This window comes from Vitiosangium sp. GDMCC 1.1324, assembly GCF_003044305.1.
Lineage (GTDB): Bacteria > Myxococcota > Myxococcia > Myxococcales > Myxococcaceae > Archangium.
In genome coordinates this window covers 431,352-449,346 of the sequence record NZ_PZOX01000007.1, presented here as the reverse complement: position 1 = coordinate 449,346, position 17,995 = coordinate 431,352, and the positions used below count along the sequence as shown (strand labels likewise).

General features: G+C 67.8%; 13 protein-coding genes. 10 read left to right on the top strand and 3 right to left on the bottom strand.

The features are described from left to right. Positions 1-21 precede the first annotated feature (21 nt). Positions 22-513 carry a hypothetical protein gene (locus DAT35_RS22915; RefSeq protein WP_108069232.1) on the top strand — a complete coding sequence of 164 codons (492 nt, stop codon included), beginning with the start codon at positions 22-24 and terminating at the stop codon, positions 511-513. A gap of 21 nt (positions 514-534) precedes the next feature. On the opposite strand, the gene DAT35_RS22910 is transcribed toward DAT35_RS22915, so the two are convergent. The 3 genes from DAT35_RS22910 to DAT35_RS22900 all read right to left on the bottom strand — a co-directional run bounded on the left by DAT35_RS22910 (position 535) and on the right by DAT35_RS22900 (position 5,292). Then, positions 535-1,122 carry an RNA polymerase sigma factor gene (locus DAT35_RS22910; RefSeq protein WP_108069231.1) on the bottom strand — a complete coding sequence of 196 codons (588 nt, stop codon included), beginning with the start codon at positions 1,120-1,122 and terminating at the stop codon, positions 535-537. 83 nt (positions 1,123-1,205) lie between these two features. Further along, positions 1,206-2,603: a Si-specific NAD(P)(+) transhydrogenase gene (gene sthA, locus DAT35_RS22905; protein WP_108069230.1), complete on the bottom strand. Its 1,398-nt coding sequence runs from the start codon at positions 2,601-2,603 to the stop codon at positions 1,206-1,208. 97 nt (positions 2,604-2,700) lie between these two features. Next, positions 2,701-5,292, bottom strand: coding sequence for an EB domain-containing protein (locus tag DAT35_RS22900; RefSeq protein ID WP_108069229.1), 2,592 nt, complete (start codon positions 5,290-5,292; stop codon positions 2,701-2,703). 248 nt (positions 5,293-5,540) lie between these two features. Between DAT35_RS22900 and DAT35_RS22895 the strand changes: the two genes are divergently transcribed. The 9 genes from DAT35_RS22895 to DAT35_RS22855 all read left to right on the top strand — a co-directional run bounded on the left by DAT35_RS22895 (position 5,541) and on the right by DAT35_RS22855 (position 17,972). Continuing rightward, positions 5,541-6,473 (top strand): MBL fold metallo-hydrolase, encoded by a 933-nt coding sequence (locus DAT35_RS22895; RefSeq protein ID WP_108069228.1) that lies wholly within the window; start codon positions 5,541-5,543, stop codon positions 6,471-6,473. Between the two features lie 87 nt (positions 6,474-6,560). Continuing rightward, positions 6,561-8,261, top strand: coding sequence for a serine/threonine-protein kinase (locus tag DAT35_RS22890; protein WP_108069227.1), 1,701 nt, complete (start codon positions 6,561-6,563; stop codon positions 8,259-8,261). A gap of 23 nt (positions 8,262-8,284) precedes the next feature. Then, entirely contained in the window at positions 8,285-9,178 is an 894-nt protein-coding gene (locus tag DAT35_RS22885; protein WP_108069226.1) for a DUF2381 family protein, read from the top strand. 450 nt (positions 9,179-9,628) lie between these two features. After that, positions 9,629-10,366: a hypothetical protein gene (locus DAT35_RS22880; protein WP_108069225.1), complete on the top strand. Its 738-nt coding sequence runs from the start codon at positions 9,629-9,631 to the stop codon at positions 10,364-10,366. 26 nt (positions 10,367-10,392) lie between these two features. Then, on the top strand, positions 10,393-11,202 hold the full coding sequence (locus DAT35_RS22875; RefSeq protein ID WP_108069326.1) for a hypothetical protein: 810 nt from the start codon (positions 10,393-10,395) through the stop codon (positions 11,200-11,202). Between the two features lie 71 nt (positions 11,203-11,273). Continuing rightward, entirely contained in the window at positions 11,274-13,028 is a 1,755-nt protein-coding gene (locus DAT35_RS22870) for a M14 family zinc carboxypeptidase (protein ID WP_108069224.1), read from the top strand. A gap of 77 nt (positions 13,029-13,105) precedes the next feature. Then, positions 13,106-14,101, top strand: a complete 996-nt coding sequence (locus DAT35_RS22865; protein ID WP_108069223.1) for an SMI1/KNR4 family protein — start codon at positions 13,106-13,108, stop codon at positions 14,099-14,101. Positions 14,102-14,215: 114 nt separating this feature from the next. Further along, positions 14,216-17,557, top strand: coding sequence for an adenylate/guanylate cyclase domain-containing protein (locus tag DAT35_RS22860; protein WP_108069222.1), 3,342 nt, complete (start codon positions 14,216-14,218; stop codon positions 17,555-17,557). A gap of 25 nt (positions 17,558-17,582) precedes the next feature. After that, a complete protein-coding gene (locus tag DAT35_RS22855) occupies positions 17,583-17,972 on the top strand; it encodes a DUF2914 domain-containing protein (protein ID WP_108069221.1) in 390 nt (129 codons plus the stop codon). The last annotated feature ends 23 nt before the right edge of the window (positions 17,973-17,995 follow it).

The window sequence follows — 17,995 nt, the reverse complement described above, 5'->3', positions numbered from 1 at the left end:
AAGGAATACGAAAACAAGCCCGTGAGCGCCCCCGAGCACATCAGGCGCTGTGAGCTCTGGGATCAGAAGCTGAAGAAGCTCGACCAGTGGTGGGCGTTCCTGGATGAACTCGAAAAGGAACTACCTGGCTTCACCATTGGCGATGGTACAGCAACGGCCAACACCAGCTTTCGTTGCTCCGCATATCCACCCAGCGACAACCCTCGAATGCCACCCTGGGTCGTCGTCGGCTGCGTCAGCATCCTGGCGCCCGTCTACACCATCTACGGCGTTCAACACGAATACAGTGGCAAGAAGCACATCGGGTACAAGGTATTCCTGGACGCACTTCCGCCTGAAATGAGACCCCCCGCGGAAGTCATCGCCAGGAAGCTCGAAGCCATCTTCGAAGTGCGCGCGCTCCCCCATGAGATAGCCCAGACCCCGATTCCGTTGATCGTGGACTGGAAGGAGCCGCCGAACACGACCCTCTTCCATGCGCTGTTCACGAGCGAGCCACAGAGCATCGCCTGAACCGGGTACGGTGCGCGCCCATCACGCGGGCGTCTTGCAGCCTCCACCCGGCTTGCCGCAGGTGCAGTCCAGGCACCCATGCGATGCGCACGTGCCGCAGCTGCGCTCCAACTGCTTCTTGAGCGCCTGACGGGCCCGGTGGAGCCGCACTCCCGCGTTGTTCGCGGTAATACCCGCCTCCCGGGCCACCTCGGGGACACCCCGGCCCTCCAGGTCCACCTGGCGCACCATCTCGGCGTACTCGGGCTTGAGCGCGGGCAACAGGTCGTGGATGCACGCGCACACGGCCTGCGTCAGCTCCGGGTCCGGGCCCACCTCGGAGGCCTCTCGCGCCTCACGCTCCAGGGCCCGGCCCTCGGCGCCCTGCCGGCGGTAGTGGTCCACGAGCGCGTTGCGCAGCAGGCGGTAGAACCAGGTGACGGCCCCCTCGCCATCCTGGAGGTCACCACCCTTCTCCAGTGTCCGCACATAGGAGGATTGGAGAATCTCCTCGGCAAGCGCCCGGTTGCCCACCCGCTTCTCGAGGAAACTCAAGAAGCGCCGGTGGTTGCCTACCAGGGACTCCACGACCGCCGGATTCAACTCCCCCACTCCCTCAACTTCCTGCATTCCGTGCCTCGGGCTCACCGGGCGCGCACCTCGCGCACCCATGCACCGTTCTACTACCCGAGGCCCGCGGGGATTCAACCCCGTCAGAACAGGCGGTTGAGCCCGTTGAGCGCCGCCACCCGGTACGCCTCGGCCATGGTGGGGTAGTTGAAGGTGGTGTTGATGAAGTAGTCGATGGAGTTGCCAGCGCCCTCCTGCGCCATGATGGCCTGGCCGATGTGGATGATCTCCGAGGCGTTGTCCCCGAAGCAGTGGATGCCGAGAATCTCCCGCGTCTCACGGTGGAAGAGCATCTTGAGCATGCCCACCGTGCGGCCGGTAATCTGTGCGCGCGCCAGGCTCTTGAAGAAGGCGTGACCCACCTCGTAGGGCACGCCGTCGCGCGTGAGTTCCTGCTCGGTGCGCCCCAGGCTGCTGATCTCCGGGCTGGTGTAGATGCCGGTGGGCATGTCCTTCACCAGCTTGTGCTCCAACCGCCCCTCGACGATATGCGTCGCGGCGAAGCGGCCCTGGTCATACGAGGCACTGGCCAGCGAGGGGCTGCCCACCACGTCCCCCACTGCGTAGATGTGAGGCACCACCGTCTGGTACGCGTCGTTCACCTGCACGTTGCCCCGCGAGTCCATCTGGATGCCCAACGCCTCGAGCCCCATGTCCTGGGTATTGCCCGTGCGCCCGTTGGCCCACAGGAGGATGTCCGTCCGCAGCCGCTTGCCACTCTTGAGGTGCAACACCACCCCGTCCTCGCGCGGCTCCACCTTGTCCATCTGCTCCTGGTGACGGATGAGCACGCCCTGCTCGCGCAGGTGGTAGGAGAGCGCGTCGGAGATTTCATCGTCCAGGAAGGACAGGAGCCGCTCGCGCGTGTTCACCAAGTCCACCTTCACGCCCAGCATGCGGAACATGGACGCGTACTCGCAGCCGATGACGCCCGCGCCGTAGATGATCATCGTCAGCGGCGTCTCGCGCAGCGTGAGGATGGTGTCCGAGTCGAAGATGCGCGGATGATTGAAGTCCAGGTCCGGCGGGCGATAGGGGCGCGAGCCGGTGGCCAGCACGAAGGCCTTGGCGGACAGCAGCTCGCTGGCGCCCCGAGGCTCGCTGACCTCAAGCGTGGATGCGTCCAGGAAGCGCGCCCGCCCCACCACCAGCTCCACCCGGTTGCGTTCATAGAAGGTGGTCCGCAGCTGCACCTGCCGTGACACCACGGACGTGGCCGTCCGCATCATGTCCTTGAACTTCCAGCTCTTGGCCAGATCGACTCGCAGCTCAGGGTGATCCATCTGCACATCCACCAGACGCTGGATGGCATGGCGAAGGGCCTTGGAGGGGATGGTGGCGGTATGGGTGCAGGCGCCACCCACCAGGGGCTGCTGCTCCACCACGCACACCCGCTTGCCGGACTTGGCGGCCTTCATGGCTGCCCCCTCTCCGCCCGGCCCGGAGCCAATCACCACGATGTCGAAATGCCGCACGCTCATGGCCGGATATTCCACCCGGCCCGGACAACTCGCGAGGAAATCCACCAGGAGAATGGGAGCAGCCCCGTCCTCCTGGCCGCTCCCGGTGGAACCGGCCTCAGTCCCGCTGCCGGTAGAGGCGCACGGGCGTCCCCGGGCCCCCGCTCACCGGGACATAGAGGAAGCCATCGTCTCCAGAAGTCACGGAGGTGGCATCCCCGAACCGGGTGTGGAGCGAGGGCTGGCCGAAGCCCTGCCCCCCCAGGCCCGCGCAGCCCGGGGCAGCCGCCGAGCACCCGCCCTGGCCCATGAAGTCTGAGCGGCTCGCGGGCACGTCCACCGCCGAGCGGTACACCTCCACTCCGTCCACCGCGTTGTCGAAGCCCACGTACAGGTGGTCCCCGTTGACGGCCAGCAGCGTCAACCGGGTGTTGTTCGGGTTGTCGAACTGGCTGAGCCGGGCTTCGCCCTTCCCGTTGGCGGCGACGAGCACCCAGTCTCCCGCATCACAGTCCTCGGCGGTGGCGGGCGCCGGGCCGGAGACGAGGCCGGGGTCACACCGCCACAGCTGCGGGCCGGAGATGGTATTGCGGCCCAGGTACACATGGCCCTTGAAGACGACCATCCGCGACCACGCCCGGTCGGACGGCTCGAGGTCCGCCGTCTTGTCGGTGGTGATGGACTCCTTCGCGCGGTACTCGGGCGCGCTCGGGGTGATGGACACCCAGTGCGAGGGCGAGCTCTCGTAGTCGAGCGGCTGCGTGACGGTGGCGCGGACGAGGCCACCGTTGTTGCCCAGGTAGAGCCTGCCGTTGAACTCGCCGACGAAGTCGATGCCCACCGTGTGCGCGGGGTTGGCAGGAGAGCCCGACGCGCCGATGCCCGGCATCCGGTGCGCCGACAGGTTGCACACGTCATGCACCGAGGGCTTGCACGCTCCACCATTGGCGCCATTGCCCCGGGCCTCCAGGCCCTCGGCGTCCGCGGAGGGGGCGCGCAGGAGCGCGAGGAGCTCGGGCCGGCGCATTCCGCCGCTCATGGGGACACCCAGGTACGCACGGCCTCCGAGGAAACCCGCAGCAGAGAAGCTCCGGGCCAACGTCCCGTCCAGCGCCTGGCCCAGGTCCACGTACTTCATGTCCAGAGTCGCGTCGTCATCGCGGGACATGTAGACGTAGTCGAGCCCGCCACCACTCCGGGTGCCACCCATCATCAACCACTCGGTGCCACCGAGAAGGCCAGCGGCGAACAGGGCGCGTCCATCCTCGTTGTCCGGGCCGCACTGGAACGTGTTGCCCTGACAGCCGGCGAACCCGATGGACGGGAAGAGCGAGCCGGCGGTGTTGGAGCTGCGCGAGCCAGCGATCCTCTGGGTGTCCTTGCGAAAGCGGAAGGCCAGGTCATCGGGCCGGAGGCCGTTCAGGTGCACGCCCACCGCGCGTGTGCCGTTGGTGTTGGTGCCCAGGTACAACCGCTCCCGGTACGAGACGACGGAGAGGGACGTGACTCCATCGGCGAATGGGTCTACCTGCACCGGCCCGTCCTGAAAACCGCTCATGGGTGGACCGAACCCGGTGAAGGTGGCGCGGTCCAGCGGCAACGCACCCAGACGCCCGCCCTCCGCCGCCACCAATGCATTCCCATCCACCCCGTTGGAGGCGAGGACGGTGTACTGGCCTCCCCGCTGGACGGAGGCATGGGTGAGGAGCACCTCGTTGTCACGCGGAGCGGAACGCACCTCGGCGGAGAGCACGGCACCCAGAGAGGTGGGACCGGACAGCCGGTAGCGCGAGCCACAGGTGGCGGGCGAAGTGCAACCCGCACTCCCCGCGGCATCCGGCCCCGGCACCACCGGACGGGAGAAGGTGAGCAGGACCTGGTTCCGCCCCTGGGAGATAGCCTCCAGAAGGCGCAAGGGACCTCCCACCTCGAAGTCCGCGTGGCGCGGCGAGTCCAACACGTGGTTCGCGCGGTCCACCACATTCGAGACATGCACGGTGTACCGGCCACCTCCCGGCGCGAAGGGAAGCTGGATGTCGACAGTGCTCGGGTCCACGACGGTGAGGACGCTGCCCATCCAGAACGCATCCGAGGGCGTGCACACCTCGGGTGTCTCGTCTGTCAGCTCCACGCAATAGTTGTCGGGATTGAGGATGCCGGAGGCGGAGTCGTCCCGCAGCATGGGCTCGGAGAAGCGCACGCGGAGCACCGTGCTCCCCGGCAGGAAGGCCATCCGCACCCGGGGCGCGGCGTCGTCCTTCACGCAGCTCCCCTCGCGGCACTCGAGGCCGTCCGTGCACTGGGCGCTCTCCGTGCAGGGCGAGCACACGCCCCCGATGCACACGTCCCCGGACTCACAGTCGGCGTCGCTCCCGCAGGCCTGCTGCCCTCCGGAGCACGCGGGGCATGAGCTTCCGCCGCAGTCCACGCCCGTCTCGTCCCTGTTGCGCACACCGTCCGAGCAGCTCGGCGACGCGGTCTGGCAGACGCCACCGCGGCACACCCCGCCCGGGCAGTCCGCGTCACTCCGGCAAGCATCCCCGCCGGTGCCGCACGGCTCGTCTCCCGAGCTCCGTCCGTCAGCACACGTCCCGGCCGGAGTGCTGGGCAGACTGTACGTGACCGGCAGGTCTCCACACCCGACGCACCCCACCTGGACCAGCGCCACCACCCCCACCCACACCCCGACCAGCAAGCGACCCAGTCGCATGGCTCCTCCACCCGTCCCTTCCCCTACCCTCGCTGGGAATTTCTCTTCATCCCCGAGCGCCGATGCACGGGTGCGGCCCCTCATCTGGTCAACAGCCGAAAGAACGGACTCCCCCGCTGTTCACACCGGACAGTCCTCACGTGCCCTGTGTGAGCAACCGCGTTCCCACATGTTCCTTGCATCCAGGGGTGGCGCCGGAACAAGACAGGACCTGGGCCCCTCTTTGCCCGGGCCCGAGGGAGAGCCCCATGCCGGTGCGCTTCAAGAACCTGGATGGCAGCGGCCCGCATCCGTTCGCCAACGTCTTCAAGTGGGCCGTGGGAGACAAGCTGGCGGGCAGGCGCCGCAAGAGCCCGGACCACGCCCCCGTGCGCCGCGTGGAACCAGACCTCGCCACGCTGGCCACTCCTCCTGCCCCCGGCGAGGGCGCGCGCCTCACGTGGCTGGGCCACGCGAGCTGGCTGGTACAGCTCGACGGCGTGTCGCTGCTCATCGACCCCGCGCTGCGCGACATGATTACCGGCTTCATCCGCCGCAACGTGGACCCGGGCGTACCGATGGAGAAGCTGCCCCCCATCGCCGCCACGCTGGTGTCACACAACCACTACGACCACCTGGACATGCCCACCGTGCGCCAGGTGGGCGCCCCCGTCATCTCCGGGCTGGCCATGGCGCGCTACTTCCACGGCTCGCTGCCCATCACCGAGCTGGACTGGTGGGGCTCCACCCGGGTGGGCCCGGTGACCGTGCACTTCGTCCCCGCCCAGCACTGGAGCCGGCGCAGCCTCAACGACGCCAACGAGACGCTCTGGGGCGGCTTCGTGGTGGAGGGCTCCAGCGCACGCATCTACCACTCGGGTGACACCGCGTACTTCGAGGGCTTCAAGGAGATAGGCCGGCGCTTCCCCGGGCTGGATGCGGCCATGCTGCCCATCGGCGCCTATGACCCGGGCTGGTTCATGGAGAAGCAGCACATGAACCCCGAGCAGGCGGTGCAGGCCTATGAGGACCTCGGGGCCCGGCGCTTCCTGGCCATGCACTGGGGCACCTTCAAGCTCACCGACGAGCCCCTGGATGAGCCTCCCCAGCGGCTCGATGCCGAGTGGAACCGCCGCAAGCTGCCCCGCGAGCCGCTCCATGTGCTCGCCGTGGGCGAGAGCCTCTCCGTCCGTCACTCATGAGGTTGGGCTTCCCGCCTCCCAACCCATTGGGTCCGGGGCCGCGCTCCATCTCTCTGGTAGCCTCCGGCGCCCTCGGAGGCAGGCGGCATGCCCGACGAAAACGGCGGAGAGGCGAGGAGTGAGCAGCCCTGGCAGTTGGCTCGCGGTACGCAGGTGGCCGGCTTCACCATCGAGGGGCTGCTCGCCTCGGGCAGCTCCGGCACCGTGTACCGGGCGAAGCGGGATGGGCGGCTCTTCGCCATCAAGCTGCTGCTCACCGACCCACGGGGCGACCGGGAGGCGGATGTCCTGCGCCTGATGCGGCACCCGAACGTGGTGTGCTTTCACGGGTACGGCTTCTGGCCAGACGAGCAGCGACGCTTCCTGGTGCTGGCCCTGGAGCTCGTCGAGGGCCGCCCACTGGATGTCTGGGCAGCAGAGGAGAACCCCTCCGCGCTCGAGCTGGTGATGCAGGTGCTGCTGCCGCTCGCGCTCACCCTGGCGGACGTCCATGCCGCGGGCGTGGTGCACCGGGACATCAAGGAAGCCAACATCATCATGCGCGAGGCGGATGGGCAGCCGGTGCTGGTGGACTTCGGCGCGGCGGGCCTCGACGGAGCACGGCGCCTGACGATACGGCTCCCGCCGGGAACGCCCGAGTACCGCAGCCCGGAGGCACTGCGCTTCGCTCGCGAGTGGGAGGGAGAACCCTATCCGTCCAAGCCGGGAGACGACCTGTGGGCACTGGGCGTCGTCACCTATTGGCTGCTGACGCGCACGCTGCCCTTCGGGGACCGGAACAGCCCGGGAATGGTGCGCGCCATCCTCGACGAGACACCACCGGCTCCGCATGAGCTCAACCCGCGCGTACCTCCGGCCCTGGGCGAGCTGTGCATGCGGATGCTGGAGAAGGAGCCCGAGGACCGATTCGCGGATGCGAAGGCGCTCGCGGAGGCCCTGTCCACGGAATGGACCCGGGCGGACAGAGCCTGGCGCGAGCCCCTGCTCCCAGGAGGCAGAGGCGACAAAACCCCCGTCCCCGTGCCCCCAACCGTGGCTCCCAAGAGGCAGGGCCTCAGACGGTGGCGGATCGCCGGGCTCGCTCTCACCGCGGTGCTGGGAGCGCTGGGGGTGCACTCCCTGCCCGCCCAACGCAGCGAGTTGCCTACCCCTCCCCCACCGCAGCAGGCCAGCTCCAGCCAGGAAATAGCGCCAGCGCGGTTGACGGGAGACGTTGGCAGCGGCGCGGAACCTCGGGAGTCATCCACCGCCACCCCCGCGCCCGTCGCCAACACGACGAACAGCGAGGAGCCCACGATGAAGAAACCCCAGACGCAATCCAAGACAACCCGGGCCCTGGCTGCCGCGGCCTGCCTCGCCGGCTCGGCCTGCGCGAGTGGTCCGCAGCAGCGTCAGCCGCCGAAACCGGAAGAGTGCCCACCAGGAGCAGCCGAGAGCCACGAGCGACTCAAACTCTGGGGGGATCAGCTCATCGCCATCCTCCCCACCGATCCCAACCATCCAACTCCTGACATCCTGGTTTCGGAAGGTGACGTCACCGCTTCGACCATCGGTCGTTGGGGGCAACTCCCGGACGACAGCCATCTCTACGGCCGATTGTATTTCGGGAAGGGACATGTCTTTGGCCGTTTCACGCGGGCCCGCTTGCCTGGCGGTGAGACCGTGCCGATCTGCATGGAGGTGAGGACGTCGAAGGGGCGAGGCATTGCGATGGAACCCGGAGGCACGTCCCAGAAGGCCCGCGTCGCCAACATCCTCCGCGTCACGCCCGTGACGAGCTTCGAGTAACCCAGCGCCAGAGGAGATCGACCATGCCTTCTCCTTCCTCCCTCCTGCTCCTCGTGCTCCTTCGAGGCGCCCCCGCCATGCAACCGCCCACTCCCACGGCTTGCGAGGACTTGCAGCGCATCGAACTGGCGTTGGTCCCCGCGGCAACGGCACGGGAGATTTGCGTCAGTCCGGGGCTCATGACGGGTTTTCTCTTCGATACACCTGTTGAGTGGGAGTTGCAGGACGAAGCGCGCTTCGTGGAGGTGCTCCGCGGCCGAACTGGCATCAGCTTCATGCCTCCACGGGACATGGCGCCCGGAGAGCGGCTTCGGCTCACGGCTCGCCTCGGAGGCGGGCGCACCCAGGAAATCGTCACCTTCACGCTGGTGGCTCACTTGGGGGTGGCGACGCACCAGGTGGAGGTGTATCGCGACCAGCGCCCCAGGGAGGCCCTCCAGAACGAAGTGCTCCAGGAGCGGGCGAAGAGCCAGCGGCTCCGCGAGGAGCTCCAGCAGGTGAGAGTCCAGCTCGAGCGGTCGGGTGGGCTCCGGGAGCTGATCGCCAACAAGACGGTCAGCACAAAAGGCGTCCAGACCCGGGAGTTCAGGCCGAAGGTGCTTGAGCCCTCTGAAGGTACTCTCGTGTTTCGCGGGGGCGTCAGCTACCGCACGGATAGGAGTGTCGCGGCGGAGGTGTTGCTGAGGAGCACAAGCCTGGAACCCTGGACAGCGGCTGGAGCCTCGTTGATGGACGCCCATGGCAAGGAATTGAGGGGGATGAAGCTTCGACAGGAGGAGCCAATTCCGCCCAACGGTAGCGGTTCGGTCATCGTCGAGGTCGATGCAACAGCCCAGGAGGCACATGGCGAACTGACGCTGAAGTTGTGGAGTGAAGACTCACGCGGCATCACCATTCCTGAAATGACATTCCCATAGAGAGGCCCGACAATTCCCCTGTCTCGTGACCTTACCTGACAGGGCATTGTCTGCCCACGGTTTCCGGCGTCTAATGCTCCCAAACTTCGCGGCTGTCCGGCTCGTAGGAGCGGGAGGTGTCTGTGAGTGCCAGCATCGGGTCTCTGTCCAGGTATTGGACCGCGCACTGTTGGGCGGCTTTGGTTCTTTCGTGGATACTCGTCGGCTGCGCCACGACCTCCGGTACTCAGGCGCCGTCGACGTGGAGCGCAGAGGGAGCGCGATTCAGTCCATCGTTCGCCCCTGCTGCTCCGCCGCGACTCCTGTTGGCCATGAGCGACGGCCCGACAACAGGCGGAACTCTCTCCGAAGCAGCGGTGCGTGGCTACGACGTCCCCGGCCGGAATCCGAATTCGGAGATGCCTTGGAAATTCTTCCTCGGCAAATGCCGCACACCGGCTGATTGCATACATGTACGGCGTGAATCACCCAGATAGCGAAGTGTATTACAATACCGAGACCATCAAAACCATCCTTACAAAGACAGGGCTCGGAGACACGTCCCATCTACGCCCAGACGAGTGCAACCTGCGCCCGGACATCACCGACGTCTTCATCCTGAACCTCTTTGAAATCAAACCCTGGAATGACCAGGGTCTCCAGGAGGGGCGTGAGGAGGCTCGGACCTACCTGGCCGCACTGAACAGGACCATCCTGGTTGGTAGACGATTCACAGGCGGCACAGATTTCCAGGGAGAAATCCTGATCCGCTTCGCGCAGGGGCAGTACATCTGGCGCTTGGAGTGGCGAACCAATGAGCCAGGAGTGGTCCAGTACCGTTGGACCCACAGCCGACAACGCTTCGAGTCTGAGGCTGCGGCATATGAGGCCGGGCAGTGGGTGACGCTCACCGAGCAGGAGATGCGGCAGTACGGTGGATGGGTGGGTCAGGCCGTCGAGGGACTGGTCAGTCGGCGCGAACGGCTCGCCACATTCAGCGGAGCCGTTGGCCTCGTCATTGAGGTCGTCGGGACCACAGCGACGGGGTTCTTCTCGGGCGCGATTCTGGGCCGTATGGGTTCGGGCACGGGGGCCCAACAGCCCCCCAACCAGGGAGGTGGACAGGTCATCCCTTTCCCAGCACGACCGCCACCCACCGCAGCGCCAGCGCAGGTGCCCGCTGCAGCGGGCATGTCCCTTCCTCAATGATGACTCGGTTTGATAGGACGCGCGCCATGACGCTTGGACAGCCTTCTTCTCTGCAACTGCCGTCCTTCCTGTATGGCACGTACTCTGCGGTCCAGCAGAAGACGAGGGAGGAGGGCCTGCGGTGCGGCGAGCAATACCGCAAGGACAGTTCCTTCCCTGCGCCCCGCCACATGCAGGAGGTGCATCCTGGCGAGGTCGTGGTGACACACGGGGTGGCTGACTTCCAGCACGAGCACCCGGCCTGGCGACTGTACATGGTGTCCGATGTCATGAGCGCGTTGTGGGAAGCGCTAGAAGAGCAGAACTCAATCACCTTGAGGGATGCCTATGAAGAGTTCTTCCGCGAAACAGCCTGGGGCGCGCTTTACTTCACGATTGAGCAGATGGGCCCGGTGAGCGCGGAGCGCACAGCGTCGCGCCTCCAAGCGGTGCTGCGCTTCTGGGCGCCACTCCAGTCCGCGCGCTACCTCTTCAAGACCCTGGCGGCAGCACTCACCCTGGAGGAACTGATGGTGGCCTCCTGCGGCTGGGCCATGGATGCGTGGTGCCCGGAGGGAAACGCCTCAGTGCGAGAGCGTCTGGAGATGGCGGCGGAACGTATGGCTCGGGCAACACGGGAGGACAGCATCAAGGCCATCCTCCGACAGATGCCCCGAGCCCTCACCTCCACTTCCACGCGCGGCCTGAAGCGCCGGGCTGTGGTGGCCGATCCCTCCTTCCAGCGTGAGCACCTCGCCACGCTCGACCCACGCGTTTTCGAGCGGGTGTCCGGTGCACGCACAGGGGATCTCATCTGGCTATTGCATAACTGGGATTATGAACTCGAAATGCAATAGGCACGAGCATGGGGCCGCCCATGGCTCTCCGAAGTTGAGGGCGAACGTGCGGTGTGCTCAGTAGGGGAGCCATGCTCCTGCCCGTACTCCTCGCCCTGACGCTCCACCAGGCCCCCCTCACCACCGCCGCCGAGCAGAGCGGTTGGCTCCGCACCGGCCGCTACGCGGAGGTGGAGTCCCTCTGTGCCGCCTTCCCCAAGCGCTACCCCGGCAAGGTGCGCTGTGACACCTTCGGCACCACCCCCGAGGGCCGCCCCATGCTCGCGCTCGTGGCCAGCGCGGATGGCACCCTCACTCCCACCGCCGCCGCGAAGAAGGGCCGGCCCGTCGTCCTCTTCCAGGGCGGCATCCACGCCGGGGAAATCGACGGCAAGGACGCCGGCTTCTGGTTGCTCCGTGACTTGCTCGACGGCAAGGCGCTCCCCGGTGTGCTCAAGGGGGTGACGGCCGTCTTCGTGCCCGTCCTCAACGTGGACGGCCACGAGCGCTTCGGCCCCAACAACCGTCCCAATCAGGTGGGCCCCGAGGAGATGGGCTGGCGCGTCACCGGGCAGAACCTCAACCTCAACCGTGACTACGTGAAGGCAGACGCCCCGGAGATGGTGGCCGTGCTCAAGCTGCTCCACACCTGGGACCCCCTCTTCTACGTGGACCTGCACGTCACGGACGGCGCCAAGTTCGAGCACGACGTGAGCGTGCAGATGGAGCCCCAGCGGGTGGGCCCCGAGGCGATGCAGGCCCTGGGCACGAAGCTGCGCGAAGAGCTCTTCACCGAGCTGGAGGCCCGGGGACACCTGCCCCTCGCCTTCTACCCCTCCTTCCGGGACAACGACGACCCCGCCTCGGGCGTGGCCTACGGCGTGTCGCCCCCGCGCTTCAGCCACCAGTATTGGGCGGCCAACCGGCGCTACGGGGTTCTGGTGGAGACCCACTCGTGGAAGCCTTATGCGCACCGCGTGGCCACCACGCGCCACGTGCTCGAGGGCCTGCTGCGGCTCGTCGCTCGGGATGGAGCTGCACTGCAGGCGGCCCGGAAGGCCGCGGACGCCGAGGCCGAGTCCGGCAAGGTCCGCGAGGTGGTGCTCGTCTGGGACAACACCGAGAAGAACCACCTCATCTCCTTCCGCGGCTACGCCTACGAGCGCACCCCCTCCGAGCTCTCCACCCAGCCGTGGATCCGCTACGACGACACGAAGCCCCAGGTGTGGACCATTCCCTACTATGACGAGCTGCGCCCGGTCCTCACCGCGATCCTGCCCTCGGGTGGCTACCTGATTCCCCCGGCCCACGCAGGATGGATGGCGGAGAAGCTGGCCGAGCATGGCATCCGCTTCCAGCGGCTCGGTCAGCAGGTACCCTCGGCCGAGGTGGAGGTGTTCCGCGGCACCGAGGCGAAGTTCCGTCCCACCTCCGTCGAGGGCCATCAAGGCCTGTCGGTGAAGGGCGCGTGGAAGAAGGAGACGCAGACGCTGCCCGTGGGGACGCTCTACGTACCGGCCGCGCAGAAGTACGTGCCCCTGCTGGCCCACCTGCTCGAGCCGCTCGGGCCGGACTCGCTGCTCGCCTGGGGCTTCTTCAACAACCACTTCGAGCAGAAGGAGTACATCGAGGACTACGTGCTGGAGCCCTTCGCTCGCGAGCTGCTGGCCAGGGACCCCGCCGTGAAGGCCCAGTGGGAGGAGAAGCTGAAGGACAAGGAGTTCGCCGCCAACCCGCGTGCCCGCCTGCGCTTCTTCTACGAACGCCACCCGGCCTACGACTCGCGCCTCAACCTCTACCCCATCTTCCGCACGGACTCGGCCCCCAAGGGCCTCACGTCTCCGTGAGGGCTTGTACTTTCCGGCCCTTGGTGTTTCTTGCGTCCTGGCGCTATTGGCCGCGCTGGAGTCCTCGGAGGGATGACATGATGCTGGGAAAGCTGCTCCGCGGCCTTTTCCGCACCGGGGCGACGAGCCCCTCGCAGGCGACCCGTCTGGCCCGAAGCACGACGCTGGAAGTAGTGACCTGGCTCGGTCCAGGCGACGTCATGGATGTCCGTTTCGGGAGCGATGCCGGGAAGGAGCTCGGCACGCTCCGCGGCGAAGTCGCCCCCGGGCAGGCCCCCCAGAAGCTCGGTTGCCGGCTGAGTCTTCCCGCCGGCGCCGGCACGCTGGTGCTGCGCGGCACCGCGAACGCGCCCGAGTCAGAGCGGCGGCGGATGAAGAACTGGAAGTTCCGGATACCGCTGGTCGATGCGGCGCCCCTCATGGGGCCGCTGCGGCAGGCCGGCACGGACGTTGGAACGCGCCTGGCCCGCTTCGCCGAGGCGGAGCGGGAGTTCGCCGGGGAGTGGGACATCCCTGGGCGGGTGGCGCTCGCGCCGCGGGCGGCTCCGGAGGCCATCGAGGCTGCCGAGTCGCGCCTGGGCATGCGGCTGCCCGGAGAGCTGGCCGCCCTGCTGCGGCACTCAGATGGCCTGGAGCTGGAGGGGCATCGCCTCCTTCCGGCCCGGGAACTGGACCGGCTCTCGCGCTTTCTGGGCCAGTGGAACTACGCCGAGCAGACCCTGGCGGACCTGCCCGCCGAGGTGCAGCGGTTGTACAGGGAGTCGGTGGTGCTGTTCCTGGAGAACGGCGACGGAGTCGGCGCCTTGCTCGTCGACCGGGAGGTGTTCTACTGGTTCCATGAGGAGCGGCTGGCGAACCCATTGCTGCTGGTCGATGGTGATGGCCGCCGCATGGATTTCACCCAGACCTTCGTCTGGCTGATGGAGCGTTTCGTGCTCGAACGCCATGCAGATGCATTGGAGAGCGGTATCCTCGTTGACAGCAGTGCGCCGGTCACCACGTTGCGGCTGCGCAATCTGCCCAAGGACTATGGCAGCCTGTCGCTGAGGCTGGAGCCCGTGCCCGCGGTGTAGCCCTATCGCCGTTCCCCCCTCGTTGGGCCGCGGTTTCGAATTCATCCCACTCCGCACTCCCCGTGGGTTGAAGCTTCCTCAGCGCCCCCCCTAACGTAGCGCGTCGAGAGGACGATGAGGAACGAACGGGACCTGCTCGAGCAGGCCATGGCCATGCTGGAGGCCCAGCGCCCCACCCTGGGCCACGAGGCCACCGAGGCCGCTCTGGCGGCCTTGCGCGCACGGCTCGCGGCCCTCGCCTCTCGCGTCCCCCTGGAGCGCCGGCACGTCACGGTACTCTTCGGAGACCTCTGCGGCTTCACTGCCCTGAGCGAGCGGATGGACCCCGAGGACGTCAGCGAGTTGATGAACCGGCTGTGGGAGCGCGTGGACGCGGCCATCGTCCGGCACGGGGGGCGCATCGACAAGCACATTGGCGATGCCGTGATGGCGCTCTGGGGCGCGGACGGCGCGAGCGAGGACGACGCGGAGCAGGCGCTCCATGCCGCCCTGGACATCCAGGCCCAGCTCGCCTCCTTCCAAGCGGGTCCCCCCGAGGGTCTGCGCATGCGCATCGGCATCCACACCGGCCCGGCCCTGCTGGGCATGGTGGGCACGCTCGGCGAGCTGACGGTGATGGGCGACACCGTCAACACGGCCAGCCGTCTGGAGCAGGCCGCACCCGTGGGCGGCATCCTCATCTCTCATGGGACGTATCGCCAGGTGAGCGGGGCCTTCGAGGCCGAGCCCCTCGCCCCCTTGCGGCTCAAGGGCAAACAGGAGCCACTCCAGGTGTACCGGGTGACAGCGGCCCGGCCCCGCGCCTTCCATCGTCAGGGACGGGGCCTGGAGGGCATCTGGGCCCGGCTCGTGGGGCGCGAGGAGGAGTCGCAGCAACTGCGCTCCGCCCTGTCCACGACGCTCTCCGGCGGCGGTTGCCAGCGCGTCACCCTCACCGGTGAGGCGGGCATCGGCAAGTCGCGGCTGCTCGGGGAGTTCGAGACCTGGCTCGAGTCACTGCCAGCGCCCCCCCTGTGTCTGCGCGGACGCGCCAGCCCGGAGATGCGGCGCCATCCCAACGCCCTGCTCAGGGATTTGTTCTCCTTCCACCTCCAGGTCCAGGAGAGCGACCTGCCCAGCGTGGTGCGCGCCCGGCTGGAGGAGAGCTTCCACGAGGCACTCGGCCCCGGGGACTCGAGCCGCCTTCACGCCCACCTCGCCGGCTCCCTCATCGGCTTCGACTTCAGTGACAGCCCTCACCTGAAGGGCACGCCCACGGACGAGCAGAGCCTCCGCGCCCGCGGCCTGGCCTCCCTCAGCGAGTACTTCCGCGCCCTCCTCTCCCGCGAGCCCATGGTCCTCTTCCTGGAGGACATCCACTGGGCCGACGACAGCGCGCTCGACCTGCTGGAGCGCCTGCTCCAGACGCTCGCGCCCGAGCGGCTCCTCGTGCTGTGCACCGCCCGGCCGGAGTTCTTCGAGCGCCGGCCGGAATGGGCCCTCGCGCCCTCCCATGTCCGGCTCGAGCTCCGGCCGCTCTCCCAGGAGGACAGCCACCGGCTCGTGGCGGAGCTGCTACGCAAGGTGGAGGCGATTCCCCAGGCCCTTCACGAGCTCGTGGTCTCCCGCGCCGAGGGCAATCCCTTCTACCTCGAGGAGCTCATCCAGATGCTCCTCGAGGAGGGCGTCATCCTCGCGGACGGCGAGCGCTGGCGCGTGGAGCCGCGTCGGCTTACCTCGCTCAAGGTGCCCTCGACATTGAGCGGCGTCCTGCAGTCCCGGCTGGACAGCCTCCCCCTCCACGAGCGGGAAATCCTCCAGCGGGCCTCGGTGGTGGGACGCATCTTCTGGGACGAGGCCCTCGCGGGGATGGGCCGGGACGAGGATCCGCTCACCCGGCTCCACGAGTCCCTGGCCGCGCTCCAGGAGCGCGAGCTCATCTTCGAGCAGTCCAACCCCGCCTTCGCCGGGACGCGCGAGTACATCTTCAAGCACGCCATCGTCCGCGAGGTGGCCTACGACACCGTGCTCAAGCGCGAGCGGCGCACCTTTCATGGGCGCGTCGCCGAGTGGCTGCTGGCGCGCGGAGGCGAGCGCTCCCGGGAGCACCTCGGGCTCATCGCCGACCACCTGGAGGCCTCCGGCCAGGGCGTCCGTGCGGCCGCCTACCTGCGGCGCGCGGGAGAGGAGGCCCTGTCCCTGTTCGCCAACGCGGAGGCGCGCTCGTTCCTGGAGCGTGCCCTGGCCCTGACCCCCGGGGAGGATCTCCCCGAGCGCTATGCCATCGTGGCGGCCCGCGAGAAGGTCCACGCCGTCATGGGCGATCGGCAGGCGCAGCGGCAGGATCTCGAGACGATGGAGTCGCTGGCCGAACAGCTCGGCGACGAACGGCGGCAGGTCGAGTCGGCCCTGCGCCGCGCCCTCTACGCCTCGGAGATCGGCGATTTCGCGGTGGGCGAGGAAGCGGCGCGCAAGGCCATCCGGCTGGCGAGCAATCTCGGAGACGTGGCCAGCGAGGCGCTCGGCCACCTGCGGTGGGGACGAATCTTGCGGCACCACCAGGCGGACTTCGCGGGCGCACGGAGCCATTTCGAGCGGAGCCTGGCGCTCGCCGAGTCGGCGCGGCTGGCGCACGTGGAGGTGGAGAGCCTGCTCAACCTGAGCGCCGTCATCCACGAGACCGGAGACCTGGAGGCGAGCCTCGCCCCCATCCAGCGTGTCATCCCCTTCTGCCGGAAGATGGGAGATCGCTGGCTGGAGTTCTCCGCCCTCCGCTATCTGGCGTACGCGCGCAAGAGCCTGGGCGACTTCGCCGGGGCCCGGGCGGACTTCGAACAGACACTCCAGTTCAGCCGGGTGATTGGCTACCGGTTCTGGGAGTGCATCGACCTGAGCAACCTGGCACTCGTCCTCTCCCACCTGGGGGATGCCCCCGCCGCGCTCGAGCTCTCCGAGCAGGCCCTGTGGCTCAGCCAGGAGATCGGCAGCTCCCGCTACCAGGGTTATGCGTGGATGAGCAGGGGTCACGCACTGGCTTCCCTGGGGCGCTACTCCGAGGCCCGGGAGTCCTACCTGCAGGCCCGGAGGATCCGCGTGGAGGCGCGGATGCTCCACCTCGAGATGGAGTCCGTCGCGGGCCTGGCCTCCGTCGCACTGGCGGCCGGTGAGGAGCAGCAGGCCCTCGGATACGCGGAGGAGCTCCTCTCGCATCTGGAAAGGATTGCGCTCCACGGAGTGGAGGAGCCCTTCAGAATCTGGCTGGCCTGCTTCCGAGTCCTTCGAGCACAAAAGGACGCCCGTGCACAGCGAGTCCTGGAGACGGCCCAGCGCAAACTCCAGGAGCAGGCGGGGAAGCTCCACGACGAGGCGCTGCGGCGCTCGTTCCTGGCCATCTCCGCGCACCGCGAGCTCCTGGAGGAGTGGCCTGGGAACGCGGGAGTGGAAAGCTCGACGCGTCAGGGAGATGGACTAGCGTAGATGTCCCTCACATCGGAGGAGACACATGTCCAAGCGTTCCTGGCTGAAGTATGTGCTGCCCGCCCTGCTGCTCACCACCACCGCCTTCGCCGCCGGCTCGGCAGAAGTGAAGGTCGGCACCGGCATCGAGAAGTATGAGGTCACCGGCGCCTCCGACAGCTTCACGGTCGCTCCGAACACCCGCATCTACGCCGCCACCAAGGTCAACGGCGTGGAGCCTGGGACCGTGACCGTCATCTGGTCCAAGGATGGCAAGGAAGTCTCCAAGACGGAGCTGAAGGTCCCCCGCTCGTCCTACCGCACCCACGCCTACCGCACCTTCCGCACCGGCGACTCCGGCGCCTGGACGGCGAAGCTCGTGGGCGCGGATGGCTCCGAGCTGGGCTCCGCCAACTTCCAGGTGCAGGTCCAGTAACAATCCCCGCCGCGTGGCTCGGC

What these genes read in the sequence shown, in the direction of transcription:
- DAT35_RS22910 (WP_108069231.1), bottom strand. Translation starts at nt 1,122, where the DNA reads ATGCAGGAAGTTGAGGGAGTGGGGGAGTTGAATCCGGCGGTCGTGGAG.
- DAT35_RS22865 (WP_108069223.1), top strand. Translation starts at nt 13,106, where the DNA reads ATGATGCTGGGAAAGCTGCTCCGCGGCCTTTTCCGCACCGGGGCGACG.
- DAT35_RS22855 (WP_108069221.1), top strand. Translation starts at nt 17,583, where the DNA reads ATGTCCAAGCGTTCCTGGCTGAAGTATGTGCTGCCCGCCCTGCTGCTC.
- DAT35_RS22885 (WP_108069226.1), top strand. Translation starts at nt 8,285, where the DNA reads ATGCCTTCTCCTTCCTCCCTCCTGCTCCTCGTGCTCCTTCGAGGCGCC.
- sthA (WP_108069230.1), bottom strand. Translation starts at nt 2,603, where the DNA reads ATGAGCGTGCGGCATTTCGACATCGTGGTGATTGGCTCCGGGCCGGGC.
- DAT35_RS22895 (WP_108069228.1), top strand. Translation starts at nt 5,541, where the DNA reads ATGCCGGTGCGCTTCAAGAACCTGGATGGCAGCGGCCCGCATCCGTTC.
- DAT35_RS22890 (WP_108069227.1), top strand. Translation starts at nt 6,561, where the DNA reads ATGCCCGACGAAAACGGCGGAGAGGCGAGGAGTGAGCAGCCCTGGCAG.
- DAT35_RS22875 (WP_108069326.1), top strand. Translation starts at nt 10,393, where the DNA reads ATGACGCTTGGACAGCCTTCTTCTCTGCAACTGCCGTCCTTCCTGTAT.
- DAT35_RS22880 (WP_108069225.1), top strand. Translation starts at nt 9,629, where the DNA reads ATGTACGGCGTGAATCACCCAGATAGCGAAGTGTATTACAATACCGAG.
- DAT35_RS22860 (WP_108069222.1), top strand. Translation starts at nt 14,216, where the DNA reads ATGAGGAACGAACGGGACCTGCTCGAGCAGGCCATGGCCATGCTGGAG.
- DAT35_RS22870 (WP_108069224.1), top strand. Translation starts at nt 11,274, where the DNA reads ATGCTCCTGCCCGTACTCCTCGCCCTGACGCTCCACCAGGCCCCCCTC.
- DAT35_RS22900 (WP_108069229.1), bottom strand. Translation starts at nt 5,292, where the DNA reads ATGCGACTGGGTCGCTTGCTGGTCGGGGTGTGGGTGGGGGTGGTGGCG.